General features: G+C 45.2%; 11 protein-coding genes and 4 pseudogenes. 11 read left to right on the forward strand and 4 right to left on the reverse strand.

The genetic code is table 11. The annotated features are described in order from the left end of the window. Positions 1-6: 6 nt before the first annotated feature. A complete protein-coding gene (locus tag HV213_RS26720) occupies positions 7-2502 on the reverse strand; it encodes a heavy metal translocating P-type ATPase (RefSeq protein ID WP_023336663.1) in 2496 nt (831 codons plus the stop codon). Between the two features lie 185 nt (positions 2503-2687). On the opposite strand from HV213_RS26720, the gene HV213_RS26725 reads away from it, so the two are divergent. From HV213_RS26725 to HV213_RS26735, 3 genes and pseudogenes are all read left to right on the forward strand, one after another. Next, positions 2688-3704: a cation diffusion facilitator family transporter gene (locus tag HV213_RS26725; RefSeq protein WP_023336662.1), complete on the forward strand. Its 1017-nt coding sequence runs from the start codon at positions 2688-2690 to the stop codon at positions 3702-3704. 207 nt (positions 3705-3911) lie between these two features. Next, a complete protein-coding gene (locus HV213_RS26730; protein WP_425267832.1) occupies positions 3912-4112 on the forward strand; it encodes an ArsR/SmtB family transcription factor in 201 nt (66 codons plus the stop codon). A 353-nt stretch (positions 4113-4465) separates the two neighbouring features. Next, positions 4466-5496 (forward strand): annotated as a pseudogene (locus tag HV213_RS26735) (IS630 family transposase). Positions 5497-5721: 225 nt separating this feature from the next. Here HV213_RS26735 and HV213_RS26740 read toward each other — a convergent pair. Then, positions 5722-5982, reverse strand: a complete 261-nt coding sequence (locus HV213_RS26740; protein WP_023336660.1) for a YdgH/BhsA/McbA family protein — start codon at positions 5980-5982, stop codon at positions 5722-5724. A 353-nt stretch (positions 5983-6335) separates the two neighbouring features. Between HV213_RS26740 and HV213_RS26745 the strand changes: the two genes are divergently transcribed. Both HV213_RS26745 and HV213_RS26750 read left to right on the forward strand, forming a co-directional pair. Continuing rightward, positions 6336-7456, forward strand: a protein-coding gene (locus HV213_RS26745) for an IS3-like element ISSen4 family transposase (RefSeq protein WP_096147877.1) whose coding sequence is annotated in 2 segments (ribosomal slippage) — positions 6336-6594 and positions 6594-7456 — 1122 coding nt in all. Because the reading frame shifts where the segments join, the coding sequence is not laid out codon by codon here. A gap of 691 nt (positions 7457-8147) precedes the next feature. Further along, positions 8148-8357: a YdgH/BhsA/McbA-like domain containing protein gene (locus HV213_RS26750; RefSeq protein ID WP_032645162.1), complete on the forward strand. Its 210-nt coding sequence runs from the start codon at positions 8148-8150 to the stop codon at positions 8355-8357. A gap of 278 nt (positions 8358-8635) precedes the next feature. On the opposite strand, the gene HV213_RS26755 is transcribed toward HV213_RS26750, so the two are convergent. Beyond that, on the reverse strand, positions 8636-9211 hold the full coding sequence (locus HV213_RS26755) for a TetR/AcrR family transcriptional regulator (protein ID WP_023336659.1): 576 nt from the start codon (positions 9209-9211) through the stop codon (positions 8636-8638). Positions 9212-9337: 126 nt separating this feature from the next. Here HV213_RS26755 and HV213_RS26760 point away from each other — a divergent pair, with 126 nt between their 5' ends. The 3 genes and pseudogenes from HV213_RS26760 to HV213_RS26770 all read left to right on the forward strand — a co-directional run. Then, a complete protein-coding gene (locus HV213_RS26760; RefSeq protein ID WP_023336658.1) occupies positions 9338-10771 on the forward strand; it encodes a dihydrolipoyl dehydrogenase family protein in 1434 nt (477 codons plus the stop codon). Positions 10772-10852: 81 nt separating this feature from the next. Then, positions 10853-11272: a peptide deformylase gene (gene def / locus HV213_RS26765; RefSeq protein ID WP_181483959.1), complete on the forward strand. Its 420-nt coding sequence runs from the start codon at positions 10853-10855 to the stop codon at positions 11270-11272. A gap of 1 nt (position 11273) precedes the next feature. Then, a pseudogene (locus tag HV213_RS26770) lies at positions 11274-11939 on the forward strand (IS5 family transposase); the annotation flags it as partial. 29 nt (positions 11940-11968) lie between these two features. Here HV213_RS26770 and HV213_RS26775 read toward each other — a convergent pair. Beyond that, a protein-coding gene (locus HV213_RS26775; protein ID WP_096147877.1) for an IS3-like element ISSen4 family transposase occupies positions 11969-13089 on the reverse strand; the annotation gives its coding sequence in 2 pieces (ribosomal slippage) (positions 11969-12831 and positions 12831-13089; 1122 coding nt in all). 69 nt (positions 13090-13158) lie between these two features. Here HV213_RS26775 and HV213_RS26780 point away from each other — a divergent pair. From HV213_RS26780 to HV213_RS26790, 3 genes and pseudogenes are all read left to right on the forward strand, one after another. Continuing rightward, positions 13159-13467 (forward strand): annotated as a pseudogene (locus tag HV213_RS26780) (transposase); the annotation flags it as partial. Positions 13468-13524: 57 nt separating this feature from the next. Next, a pseudogene (locus HV213_RS26785) lies at positions 13525-13659 on the forward strand (peptide deformylase); the annotation flags it as partial. A 155-nt stretch (positions 13660-13814) separates the two neighbouring features. Beyond that, the gene (locus tag HV213_RS26790; protein WP_023336656.1) at positions 13815-14024 is read left to right on the forward strand and encodes a YdgH/BhsA/McbA-like domain containing protein; all 210 of its coding nucleotides are present in this window, start codon (positions 13815-13817) and stop codon (positions 14022-14024) included. Positions 14025-14436 lie beyond the last annotated feature (412 nt).

Here is a 14436-nt window from a genome sequence, read left to right on the forward strand (position 1 = left end):
CTTTTCTTAGTGCTCAGAGTCTTCTGCCAGCGGAGGCTGGAACCGACGCAAACGAAGTGCGTTGCCCAGGACAAATACACTGGATAGCGCCATCGCGCCTGCAGCAAAGATTGGTGAAAGCAGCAATCCATAGGCAGGGTACAGCAGGCCTGCTGCTACAGGGATCAATGCGGCATTATAACCAAACGCCCAAAAAAGATTTTGCCTGATGTTACCTATGGTTGCCTTAGACAATCCAATAGCATTAGGCACACCCTGTAGGTTGCCGGACATTAAGACAACATCAGCAGATTCCACCGCTATATCGGTACCTGTACCAATTGCAAGCCCAATATCTGCCACGGCTAAAGCTGGGGCATCATTAATGCCATCACCAACATAAGCGACCTTACCGTAAGACTCCTTCAACCGACGAACTGCTTCAACTTTCCCTTCTGGCAACACTTCGGCAACCACTTCATCAATACCAAGCTGTCTCGCAATCGCATTTGCTGTATTGGCATTGTCACCGGTAATCATTGCGACTTTGAGCCCCAGTTGGTGCAATGCATTTATGGCAATCGGCGTACTTGATTTAATAGGGTCAGCGACTGCGATAATGGCAGCCAGACGTCCATCAATAGCAACATAGAGTGGCGATTTTCCTTCGTTTCCAAGGCGTATCGCAGTCTTTGAAAAATACTCGATATCCAAGCCTAACTCACGCATAAATCGATCGGCCCCGACCTCTACGCGCTCTCCGTCTACGGTAGCCCTGACGCCCATCCCAGTAATTGAATCAAACTCAGTCAACGCTGGCAGCGATATCTCTTTTCCTAGAGCAGCTTCAACGATAGCGCGGGCAATAGGATGTTCCGAACGTGATTCAACAGCGGCAACTTTTGCTAATACTAAGTCAAGCTCAAACCCTTCGGCCAACTCCAGGTCTGTCATTACTGGGCGCCCTTCAGTCAAAGTACCTGTTTTGTCTACAGCGACAACCCTGGCATCTTTAAGCAACTGCAGAGCTTCTCCCTTACGGAACAAGATCCCCATTTCTGCACCACGCCCAGTACCTACCATGATAGAGGTTGGGGTAGCCAATCCCATTGCACATGGGCAGGCAATGATCAATACAGCCACGGCATTAACCAGTGCGAAAGACAGGGCCGGTGATGGCCCAAATGTTAACCAGGCAAGGAAAGTTAACAACGCTGCCAGCATCACCACAGGAACAAACCATAATGTCACCTTATCGACCACGGCTTGTATAGGTAGTTTAGAGCCCTGGGCTTGCTCTACCATTCTGATTATTTGTGACAACATCGTCTGGCCACCAACGGCTGTTGCACGCAACCTCAATGCTCCTTTCTGGTTAACAGTCCCGCCAACCATTAAGCTTCCGGGAACTTTCTCTACGGGGATAGGCTCCCCCGTTATCATCGATTCATCGACAAAACTTGTTCCTTCACTCACCTCACCATCAACAGGTATCCGCTCACCTGGTCGAACTTCGATAATGTCATCAAGGGCTACATCACTAATGGGAATATCGATGACAATGCCGTTACGCAGCACATGCGCCTCTTTGGCCTGCAATCCAACCAAACGCTTGATAGCCTCAGACGTTCGACCTTTAGCCCGCGCCTCCATAAATCGTCCTAAAAGAATAAGAGCGACGATTACCGCAGCAGCTTCGTAATACACATTGACGGTACCTTGAGGCAAAAGACCTGGAGCAAAGGTCGCAACCATTGAATAACCGAACGCAGCGAGAGTCCCGACGGAGACGAGAGAGTTCATGTCTGGGCCAAGTCTTAATAACGCGGGAATACCTTTCAGGTAAAAGCGCCGCCCCGGAATAGCCAACACCAGCAATGTTAATACAAACTGGAGATACCAGCTTTCCTGGAGCCCAATGGTATCCATTATCCATTGATGCATTCCCGGTATCACATGCGACCCCATTTCCAGAATAAATACTGGTAACGCAAGTACGGTCGCCAGAACTAAATCTTTCTTCAACGCAACCTTTTCAGCATCTTTTTTTTCTGCGGCACTATCATTATTCTGGCTTTGGTTATCAACCAGGCTGGCTTCATAACCGATTTTTTCGATAGCAGTTATGAGGTCATCAGCTCCAGCGGTTCCACGTACAGTGGCTCTTTCAGTAGCTAAATTAACAGTGGCTTCTTTTACGCCTTTAACCGCTCGGAGCGACTTTTCGACACGCCCTACGCATGATGCACATGTCATGCCCTGAACTGATAACTCTACAGAAGCTTGAGGAACCTCATAACCAACCTTTTCAACTGCTTCAACCAACGCCATACGATTAACTAATGCATTTAGGCGGATATCTGCACGCTCTGTTGCAAGGTTAACGCTTACGCTTTGTACGCCTTCAACCTTAGCCAGAGCGGCTTCAACTCGTCCAACGCAGCTTGCACAAGTCATTCCCTCAATGGGCAAGCTGACTTGAGTTTCACCATCATTAGAATGCTGTTTTTTTTGAATGCTCATGATGTATTTCTCATCGTTATGGTCAGATAAAGAACAACCTTAAGGCTTACCATCGTGGGAAGGTCAAGCGCATTATTTTGAACATGCCGATGCCGTGGAAGGAATGGATATAAAAACCCTTTACATGAACACATATTCATATGTTATATTGAAGGCATCATGTATAACCAACCGCTTGAGGCCCTATGTCACAATCACATGATCACGAGCATGACCATACTCCAGCAGTAACCAGTGCAAACGAGCGTAAAGTCCTTATCTCCTTCCTCATGATATTCACATTTATGGTGGTCGAAGCTGTTGGAGGGATACTTTCTGGCTCATTAGCATTGCTGGCAGATGCAGGCCACATGCTTACAGATGCAGTAGCTTTGGCGCTGGCTTATGCGGCATTCCGTTTTGGCCGTCGAGCTGCTGATAGCAAACGAACCTTTGGATATTTGCGATTTGAAGTCATCGCGGGATTCTTTAATGCCCTGACACTCTTCGCTATTGTGGCGTGGATTGCATATGAGGCATGGGAAAGGTTACAAGCTCCACCAATTATACTGGCAGGCCCAATGCTGATCGTTGCCATTGCAGGATTGTTGGTCAACATATTGGTATTATGGATCATGACCCGTGGTGAGACCGATCATGTTAATGTCAAAGGTGCTATTTTACATGTGATGGGTGATCTATTGGGTTCTGTTGGCGCTATTGTCGCCGCTATTGTCATTTACTATACGGGCTGGACACCGATTGACCCAATACTTTCCGTTCTTGTCGCAGCACTGGTTTTACGTAGTGCCTGGAAATTATTAGCAAAATCGCTGCACATCCTGTTAGAAGGAGCGCCTGAAGATGCCTCCCCAGACAAGGTGGAACAGAGACTAATCAGTTCTGTTAAGGGCTTAGCAGCCGTAAGTCATATTCATGTCTGGCAAATAACCTCAGGTCGGACGATGGCAACACTGGAAGTAAGAGCCAAGGAAGATGTGGACGTAAAAGACGTTGTGAAGCTTGTAAAACAAGAACTTTATGAGCAGTTCAAAATAGAACATGCAACTGTGGGAATCGACTGGAATTACGATCAAAACGATAATACATGCAGCCTTTCACCGACAAAACTGCGTAACGAACACGAACACGAACACGAACACGAACACGAACACGAACACGGAAAAAAGCATAACCATTCTAGTCCAGGCCACAAACATTAATCAGGCCTCTGGTGATGCACTATCAATTTAGGAGGGAGAATCATAATGTCCAGCACATCAGATTGCGGCAACATACAAGACTGTTCCGCGACAGATCATGTCGCGGAGCCAGATCTATCAATGCTCTCGCAAAACGACATTGGGCAACTTTCCGAGATTTTCCATCTACTGGGGGACCAGTCAAGACTACGAATCCTGCTTTACTGTATGCGTGGTTCGGTCTCTGTAGGCGACATTGCTGAGTCGCTCCAGTTATCACAATCTCTGGTCAGTCATCATCTGAGGTTGTTACGAAGTGCAAGGCTTGTTCGCGGAGAGAGAAAGGGTAAGTACATATTTTATAGCATAATGGATCACCATGTAAGTCATGTTCTTCAGGACATGGTATTTCACATAGCTGAAGAATAACCCGAATAAATTTTGATAAGTAGAGCTTCTGTAATTCCAACTCACCTTAGTTTTTCATTACTTTGGTGAGTTGTTTCATCATTAATTTATTAAAACCTTAATAATAAACTTTTAACAATGAAACCGGCCCCCTTCCCTTGTATGCAATAAATACATTATGGTTCGCTACTACCAGATAAAGCGAAGTGAGCAGGCCACCTCCCGAAGGAAAAACCTTGCTTTGCAAGATTATTGATTAGCCACGGATAATCTAAATAGCTGCGCCGAATAGTAGATCACTTTGAGGGAACTCAGCCCGGATTGTGCGATCTGATCAATCGCCAAATCAAAAAAATCACCAACCGGACTGAGCAATGCCGATCATAGCACCCATTCCCCGCAGCGAACGACACCTGATGCAGAAAACCATCCATAAAACGTGCGTTAAAATTATGCCCGCAGACTGACCGCCATGCTGATGTTGCACCGGGGAGACCGTGTCAGTGATGTCGCCAGAACACTCTGCTGCGCCCGTTCATCTGTAGGGCGATGGATTAACTGGTTTACCCAATCGGGTACTGAAGGTCTGAAATCATTACCCGTCGGGCGTTCCCGCCGCTGGCCCTTTGAGCATATCTGCACATTGTTACGTGAACTGATAAAACACTCTCCCGGTGATTTTGGTTATCAATGTTCACGCTGGAGTACGGAGTTACTGGCAATAAAAATCAACGAGATAACCGGATGCCGGCTACATGCCGGAACGGTGCGTCGTTGGTTGCCATCTGCCGGGCTGGTATGGCGGAGAGCTGCGCCGACACTGCGTATCCGTGACCCACACAAAGAAGAAAAAATGGTCGCTCTCCATGAGGCACTGGCGAAATGCAGTGCGGAAAACCCAGTGTTTTACGAAGATGAAGTGGATATTCATCTCAACCCGAAAATCGGAGCTGACTGGCAGTTACGCGGGCAGCAAAAACGCGTTGTCACACCGGGCCAGAATGAAAAGTACTATCTTGCCGGTGCGCTGCACAGCGGTACGGGAAAAGTCAGCTACGTGGGCGGTAACAGCAAAAGCTCAGCCTTATTTATCAGTCTGTTAAAGCATCTTAAAGCGACATACCGGCGGGCAAAAACGATTACGCTCATTGTCGATAACTACATCATCCACAAAAGCCGTGAAACGTTGCGCTGGCTGAAAGCAAACCCAAAGTTCAGGGTCATTTACCAGCCGGTTTACTCGCCGTGGGTCAATCATGTCGAACGGTTGTGGCAGGCACTTCATGAGACAATAACCCGAAATCACCAGTGCCGTTCAATGTGGCAACTGTTGAAAAAGGTCCATCACTTTATGAATACCGTCAGCCCATTCCCCGGGGGAAAACATGGGCTGGCTAATGTGTAGCGGTATTAGGATCAGTTATTTAGATAATGAATGTAAGTAGGAAAATAATGACCCATAATATAAAAAAGCGAGCTCCAATACAGGCAGCTCGCAAAAGTCACTCAAGGAAAAACAGAGGGACATACCTACTATGTAGATATGGTACTGCTGCGACATGCTACATTCTTTGATTACTGTGATAGCGTTAAATTTTCAATAAGGAGAAAATTTACAAATAGTTTGGTTCTATTTATATACGACAGCGGTAGCGTATGAATTATCTTGAACTCTAAGTGATGAAATTACGAAATGAGTTCCACCAATCATATCTGCTTTTTTAGATAGCGAATTAATAATCTCCGATTGGGTTGCACTACCGGTTTTAAAGAAATTAATCTCTCCGACACGAATTGCGTTTATCGGAGTTGGTTCGTTATAAGTAATTTCTGTCGCCGCGTAACTACTGAAAATGGGGAATAGCAATGCTAATACAAGTATACTTTTCATGAACACCTCTTTAACTAAATAGTGGGTATAATAATAACTCAAAATTTATAGAATGGATTAACTTAAAAAGACAATAGATAAACAAAAACAGACAAAGTTATAATATTAAAAGTGGTTGCGTCTAATGGTTTAGTTTTTTGATTTTTTTTGATTTTTTTTGATTTCTTTTGATTTATAGTATGTTGGAGGAACACCAAAAATGGATTTGAAAGTTCGGCAAAATGATGCTTGTGAACTGAAATTATAATCAATGACGACATCAATTATCCTATTGTGTTCATGTGACCTGCTCCCCGTTGATTAGTACACCCCGATGTTAGTAATGTCTTCATAAGCCACATGAGGACATCCCCATGAAGAAGCGTTTTTCCGACGAACAGATCATCAGTATTCTCCGCGAAGCCGAAGCTGGGGTACCCGCCCGTGAACTCTGCCGCAAGCATGCCATTTCCGATGCCACGTTTTACATCTGGCGTAAGAAGTATGGCGGTATGGAGGTGCCTGAAGTTAAGCGCCTGAAGTCGCTTGAGGAAGAGAACGCCAGACTCAAGAAGCTGCTTGCCGAAGCCATGCTGGATAAAGAGGCGCTTCAGGTGGCTCTTGGGCGAAAGTACTGACGACAGACCAGAAGCGGGAAGCCGTGATGTTGATGTGTGATGCGACCGGTCTGTCGCAACGTCGTGCCTGCAGGCTTACAGGTTTATCCCTGTCGACCTGCCGCTATGAGGCTCACCGTCCGGCTGCTGATGCGCATTTATCAGGGCGCATCACTGAGCTGGCACTGGAGCGCAGGCGTTTTGGCTACCGTCGTATTTGGCAGTTGCTGCGCCGTGAAGGGCTTCATGTTAATCATAAGCGCGTGTACCGGCTTTATCACCTCAGTGGCCTGGGCGTAAAACGCAGAAGACGTCGTAAAGGGCTGGCAACAGAACGTCTGCCGCTGCTCCGTCCGGCGGCGCCCAATCTGACCTGGTCGATGGATTTCGTCATGGACGCACTTTCCACCGGTCGCAGGATCAAGTGTCTTACCTGCGTCGATGATTTCACAAAGGAATGCCTGACGGTCACTGTTGCCTTTGGGATTTCAGGCGTTCAGGTCACGCGTATTCTGGACAGCATTGCACTGTTTCGAGGCTATCCGGCGACGATAAGAACTGACCAGGGGCCGGAGTTCACTTGCCGTGCACTGGATCAATGGGCCTTTGAGCATGGTGTTGAGTTGCGCTTAATCCAGCCGGGCAAGCCAACGCAGAACGGATTTATTGAGAGCTTTAACGGACGATTTCGCGATGAATGTTTGAATGAGCACTGGTTCAGCGATATCGTTCATGCCAGGAAAATTATTAATGACTGGCGGCAGGATTATAACGAATGCCGCCCGCACTCCACGCTGAATTATCAGACACCGTCTGAATTTGCAGCGGGCTGGAGAAAGGGTCATTCTGAGAATGAAGATTCCGACGTTACTAACTGAGTGTTGTATCTAATCGTGGGGGCAGGTCACATACATCGTGCCAAAATTTAGAGTGCTTCACAAATACCATGCATACAACATAAAAAAGATAGCCTTGAATCATTATCCTGAATATGTATGGAAATGACATTCCGAATACAACCATATCTGCCATTTAAAACTCTTTCCAATATATGATAATGTTATTATTATTTCATGTATATTTAAAATTAGATAAACAAAAACAGACAATGGATAAACAAAAAAAGACATTATTATTGAATAACAATGATTGTTATATGGTTTATTTAGGCAGCTTGGGCATTTCATGTCACGTGATTTAAGATCTAGGTATTTATTCTTTTGATTCAGAGTCAAGCTAGAGTTGTTTGAAGGGAAGGGGATGGGAATGCGTGAGTTTCAGCCTCCAACTACCTGTAAAGACATATTTTGAAACCTATATAAATGGGATAAGAAAAAATATCTTCAGTGTAAAACGATAAAAAAATCGCTATATCTTATTGATCATATGTGAATTTTCTTGTCTAAGAAAAATTTCTCGATAAGTGGATGTTCAAGACAGTCTGCGCTATACAAATAAATACAATAAAAAGTGTTGACCCTATAGTAGTTACAGGGTTTTTAATGGTCATCAACAGGAAACGAGCAATATGCTCTTATGATGAACATTAACTTTATTAGGATTATCACTATGAAAAATATCAAACTTCTCGCAGCAGCTGGTCTTCTCTCTGTTGTCTCATTCTCTGGTATGGCGCAGACTGTCAGCGTAACTGCTTCCACTCTTGACAGTGCAGAAGCAAAAATTGCTGCTAAAGCAAAAGAAGCACAAACGTCATACAAAATTCTTTCTGCTTCTACTGGCAATAGAGTTCACATGACCGCTATTCTAGGAGAGTAGCGATGTAACTGCTTGAAATAGCAATGTTTTTATTTATCCATTGTGATTCAAATATAATGTGCCGATTTATACAAGCATATTACCTTCCTTTATCTTGAGTGATGTTTTAGGGCTGCCTGTTGTTGGAGCCCTTTTTTAACTTCTCGATGTTAGAGTCTTTCCTATATATCAATAATTACAAAGGAAATCATTAAATTGAAATATTTGTATTTATCAGAACTACGGAGGTTATTTTTTAAGTAAGGCTGTTTTTGGAGTTTCTAAAATTATCGTTTCAGCTAGCTCAGCTTTGATTTTATAATCTGTTCGACTGCTGTTCTTGCTTTAACCGCTGCTTGTAAATCTCTGAGTATGTGAGCACGAATAATAGCTCCTTCAAAGAGCATTGAAACGGATTCTGATATTTCGAACACAAATTTTTCGGAGGAAATAACCTTCGACACATGGTGCCTGATTAATACATCCATTTCTATTTTATTACGAGCACACCTTTGATGTATCAGATGAGTGGGATCGCTAAATTCAGCACTGACATTGATAAAATAACAACCATGAAAAGATGACGATGTGATGTCTCTGCTATTTATAGAATCATCGAGTGTATTGAAAAGCTCGCTAATAGATGGGTAACCATCCTCTACTTGAGATAAACGAGAGTTTAAAGATGCGAAATATTGTTGGTTGCAATAGTCAATGGTAGCCGCAATAAGCTCTTCTTTGCTTGAAAAATAGGTATAAAGCGTCTTCTTCGCTACACCCGATTCAGTCAATACCTGGTTTATACCAACAGCATGAACTCCATATTGATAAAAAAGTTTAAAAGCAGTTGAGATTAATAGTTCTTTCTTGTCCATAGAAGCTAAGACCTGGTTGTTGTACGGATTGAATATTGACATCAGTAGACTGACTTGTCTACTCTTAGATGAGGGAGACAGATCGGTCTCCTTTACTTTGCCGGTACTTAATTAAGAGGTTTTTACATGAAAAGTACTCCCCGTGCTCCGCATGAAATGTTTCATAAAATCTATGACTTAGTGACTATTGGCTCAGGCTCTGCTGCAAGGGCAGCGGCTAATGAAGCACGCAGATTAGATAAATCAGTAGCAATGATTGAGCAGGGGGTTGCGGGAGGCACGTGTCTGAATGTTGGCTGTATCCCGTCCAAAACCTTATTGGCGGCGGCTGCAATTCGTTTTTCTGCGCTTCAAAAGAAATTTTCTGGCATTGATACCTCGGCTGCTCCTGTTGACCTGGCATTGTTGGTTTGGGATAAAGATCAGATGATTGGCCAATTTCGAGAGACCTATCATGTACAGGGACCTTCTGAAGCCGGTATTGATGTGTTTCGAGGGGCTGCCGCTTTTACGTTATCTCAGAATCAGGAATATGTGAGTTTAAATGTTCATGGAATTGATGGCATCACTCAAGTACATGCAAAGAACGTAGTCATTGCAAGCGGGGCGAGTCCGTTCATTCCTGAAATTCCAGGGTTGAAGGACGTAGATTATCTGACGTCTTCCACGGCTATGTCGCTTACTAAAGTTCCTGAATCTTTACTGGTTATTGGTGGGAATGCTATTGGCCTTGAGCAAGCTCAGTTGTTCTCTCGTTTAGGGTCAAAAGTCAAAGTTATTGAGGTTGCCACCAGAATAGCTCCTTTCGAAGATCATGAAATATCTGCTGTCTTGGCGAAATCACTCAATAATCAAGGTATTGAATTTTTAACTGGTGCAAATATCACACAAGTAAAAGCAATGGGAGATTTAGTTAGCTGCACAGTCAAGATTGGTGAGAGCACTTATATTCTTTCTGCTGAGAAGATTATGATCGCAACCGGGCGCCGCCCATTTACCGAAAATCTTAATCTTAATGCTGTTAATATCTCGACTGGTCCACGTGGGCAGGTGATTGTGGACGAGAATCTTAAAACGTCAAATTCACGAGTCTGGGCTGCTGGTGATGTTACAGGCGGTGCTCAATTTGTTTATGTTGCAGTTGAGCAAGGTAAATTAGCAGCGAGTAATGCTCTTGGTGATAAGCTAGATTCTCTGGATTATAATGTCCTTCCTCGTGTAACTTTCACTTCTCCGGAGCTAGCTTCTGTAGGTTTGACTGCATTACAAGCTGAGGAAGAAGGAATTCCATATGAAGTCCGAGAACTGCCTGTCGCGTTTGTATTGCGTGCAATTGTGAGTCGTCATACTGATGGTTTGGTAAGACTGATCTCGAATAGTGAAACAGGGAAGATACTCGGCATTCATATGGTAGGGGAATCTGCAGGTGATGTTATTGGTGCGGCTACCTATGTCCTTTCAGCTAATATGACAGTACAGCAACTTGCTAAACTATGGTCCCCTGAATTCACAATGACAGAATCACTAAAGAATGTGGCGAAAACCTCCCCAATTAGGTAGCACAACCTACCAACCTTAAATCCATAGTCAGCTTAATGCTGACAATGGCGGCCTAGTCCATTCGCTTATTGGGATTTTCCTATGAGTATATTACCTATCCTTCAGTTTCCCGACCCTCGATTACGTACCGAAGCAAAGACGGTTCTATGTATAGATGAGCAGGTTCATTTTCTTGCTCAAAATATGTTAGCAACAATGTATGATGCAAACGGGATTGGTCTTGCTGCTACCCAAGTAAATACCCATGAGCGCGTCGTCGTGATTGACGTGTCTGAGACGCGCGATCAGCCAATGGTAATCATCAATCCTGAAATAGTTTGGGCTAGCGACAATATTTCTAAAGGAACAGAAGGCTGTCTTTCGTTGCCGGGTATTTACTGCGATATTGAGCGTTCAGAGGTAGTGAAGATCAAATACATGGATAAATATGGGAAAACCCAGGAAATTCACGCGGATGGACTTCTTGCTATGGCTTTGTTGAATAAATCGAACTTTTGCTGAGTTGAAGGATCAGATCACGCATCTTCCCGACAACGCAGACCGTTCCGTGGCAAAGCAAAAGTTCAAAATCACCAACTGGCCCACCTACAATAAAGCCCTCATCAACCGTGGCTCCATAACTTTCTGGCTGGATGATGAAGCTATTCAGGCCTGGTATGAGTCGGCAACGCCTTCATCACGGGGAAGACCTCAGCGCTATTCTGACCTTGCCATCACGACTGTGCTGGTCATTAAACGCGTATTCAGGCTGACCCTGCGCGCTGCGCAGGGCTTTATTGATTCCATTTTTTCTCTGATGAACGTTCCGCTACGCTGCCCGGATTACAGCTGTGTCAGCAGGCGGGCAAAGTCGGTTAATGTCAGTTTCAAAACGCCCACCCGGGGTGAAATCGCACACCTGGTAATTGATTCCACCGGGCTGAAGGTCTTCGGTGAAGGCGAGTGGAAAGTCAAAAAGCATGGCCAGGAACGCCGCCGTATCTGGCGTAAGCTGCATCTCGCCGTTGACAGTAAAACACATGAAATCATCTGCGCTGACCTGTCGCTGAACAACGTTACGGACTCAGAGGCCTTCCCCGGGTTAATCCGGCAAACCCACCGGAAAATCAGGTCAGCCGCCGCCGATGGCGCTTACGATACCCGGCTATGTCACGATGAACTGCGGCGTTGACCTGCCCCCACGATTAGATACAACACTCAGTTAGTAACGTCGGAATCTTCATTCTCAGAATGACCCTTTCTCCAGCCCGCTGCAAATTCAGACGGTGTCTGATAATTCAGCGTGGAGTGCGGGCGGCATTCGTTATAATCCTGCCGCCAGTCATTAATAATTTTCCTGGCATGAACGATATCGCTGAACCAGTGCTCATTCAAACATTCATCGCGAAATCGTCCGTTAAAGCTCTCAATAAATCCGTTCTGCGTTGGCTTGCCCGGCTGGATTAAGCGCAACTCAACACCATGCTCAAAGGCCCATTGATCCAGTGCACGGCAAGTGAACTCCGGCCCCTGGTCAGTTCTTATCGTCGCCGGATAGCCTCGAAACAGTGCAATGCTGTCCAGAATACGCGTGACCTGAACGCCTGAAATCCCAAAGGCAACAGTGACCGTCAGGCATTCCTTTGTGAAATCATCGACGCAGGTAAGACACTTGATCCTGCGACCGGTGGAAAGTGCGTCCATGACGAAATCCATCGACCAGGTCAGATTGGGCGCCGCCGGACGGAGCAGCGGCAGACGTTCTGTTGCCAGCCCTTTACGACGTCTTCTGCGTTTTACGCCCAGGCCACTGAGGTGATAAAGCCGGTACACGCGCTTATGATTAACATGAAGCCCTTCACGGCGCAGCAACTGCCAAATACGACGGTAGCCAAAACGCCTGCGCTCCAGTGCCAGCTCAGTGATGCGCCCTGATAAATGCGCATCAGCAGCCGGACGGTGAGCCTCATAGCGGCAGGTCGACAGGGATAAACCTGTAAGCCTGCAGGCACGACGTTGCGACAGACCGGTCGCATCACACATCAACATCACGGCTTCCCGCTTCTGGTCTGTCGTCAGTACTTTCGCCCAAGAGCCACCTGAAGCGCCTCTTTATCCAGCATGGCTTCGGCAAGCAGCTTCTTGAGTCTGGCGTTCTCTTCCTCAAGCGACTTCAGGCGCTTAACTTCAGGCACCTCCATACCGCCATACTTCTTACGCCAGATGTAAAACGTGGCATCGGAAATGGCATGCTTGCGGCAGAGTTCACGGGCGGGTACCCCAGCTTCGGCTTCGCGGAGAATACTGATGATCTGTTCGTCGGAAAAACGCTTCTTCATGGGGATGTCCTCATGTGGCTTATGAAGACATTACTAACATCGGGGTGTACTAATCAACGGGGAGCAGGTCAGCGTAAGAAAATCAGCGCGCTTATCCCTCCCCGAAAAGGTGCGGGTTACTGGCCCGGTGAATATGCAGACCGTAACCGTGCAGTGGCTAATCAGCGAATGACCGGGAGTAATGCGCGGTGGAAATGGACAACAGATTACAACCGTCGCTCGATAGCGGAAACGGCGATGTACCGGGTAAAACAGCTGTTCGGGGGTTCACTGACGCTGCGTGACTACGATGGTCAGGTTGCGGAGGCTATGGCCCTGGTACGAGCGCTGAACAAAATGACGAAAGCAGGTATGCCTGAAAGCGTGCGTATTGCCTGAAAACACAACCCGCTACGGGGGAGACTTACCCGAAATCTGATTTATTCAACAAAGCCTCTTGCTATCTGTATCCAGCATGAAATGGATCATCTAACAGGAAAACTCATTATTGACTACCTCTCTCCCTTAAAGAAAGAACGAGTTCAAAGAAAATTATCGAAACAGAGAAACCGTCGGAATAAAAGGAAGTAATTTTGTATCTAACTGTTTTATAAAAAGAAAACCGCATGCAAAAAATACAATAAAAAGTATTGACCCTATAGTAGTTACAGGGTTTTTAATGGTCATCAACAGGAAACGAGCAGTATGCTCTTATGATGAACATTAACATTATTAGGATTATCACTATGAAAAATATCAAACTTCTCGCAGCAACTGGTCTTCTCTCTGTTGTCTCATTCTCTGTTATGGCGCAGACTGTCAGCGTAACTGCTTCCACTCTTGACAGTGCAGAAGCAAAAATTGCTGCTAAAGCAAAAGAAGCACAAACGTCATACAAAATTCTCTCTGCGTATACTGGTGATCGAGTGCACATGACCGCTAAATTAGGGGATTAATAGATAATCATTTTAGGGTATCTATAGGAATATATACCTTGATAAAATCTGCCACCATATACTAATTTTTATTATTTGATATATCACATGTTTTTCCTTGAATAGACTTTAGCGGACTGCTGATAAAGAGTCCGCATTTTTTTAATATAATACTAATAGTTAAGTATAGTTTTTTATCCGTGCAAATATTTTAGCTCCACGCCCTCTTTGATACTTTCAGTTTTTGTGATCCATTCTCAATACCGATGCTTGGTTAAAACAGAGAACCATTCATCATCAGCTAGCAACCGGTGCTTTTACGATTTAAGGGGTTAAGACGCCGCTCACTATTCTATTCCGTTAGCCTGACTCTGTGATTTCCCGAACATAGTTCAGTGTTCTGAACAGATAAAACCAGCATATTTGTGTCCGG

Source organism: Klebsiella sp. RHBSTW-00484 (genome assembly GCF_013705725.1).
GTDB lineage: Bacteria > Pseudomonadota > Gammaproteobacteria > Enterobacterales > Enterobacteriaceae > Klebsiella.

Coding starts and splice junctions, on each gene's coding strand:
- HV213_RS26720 (WP_023336663.1), bottom strand. CDS start 2,502: ATGAGCATTCAAAAAAAACAGCATTCTAATGATGGTGAAACTCAAGTC.
- HV213_RS26760 (WP_023336658.1), top strand. CDS start 9,338: ATGAAAAGTACTCCCCGTGCTCCGCATGAAATGTTTCATAAAATCTAT.
- HV213_RS26740 (WP_023336660.1), bottom strand. CDS start 5,982: ATGAAAAGTATACTTGTATTAGCATTGCTATTCCCCATTTTCAGTAGT.
- HV213_RS26750 (WP_032645162.1), top strand. CDS start 8,148: ATGAAAAATATCAAACTTCTCGCAGCAGCTGGTCTTCTCTCTGTTGTC.
- HV213_RS26730 (WP_425267832.1), top strand. CDS start 3,912: ATGCGTGGTTCGGTCTCTGTAGGCGACATTGCTGAGTCGCTCCAGTTA.
- HV213_RS26755 (WP_023336659.1), bottom strand. CDS start 9,211: ATGGACAAGAAAGAACTATTAATCTCAACTGCTTTTAAACTTTTTTAT.
- HV213_RS26725 (WP_023336662.1), top strand. CDS start 2,688: ATGTCACAATCACATGATCACGAGCATGACCATACTCCAGCAGTAACC.
- def (WP_181483959.1), top strand. CDS start 10,853: ATGAGTATATTACCTATCCTTCAGTTTCCCGACCCTCGATTACGTACC.
- HV213_RS26790 (WP_023336656.1), top strand. CDS start 13,815: ATGAAAAATATCAAACTTCTCGCAGCAACTGGTCTTCTCTCTGTTGTC.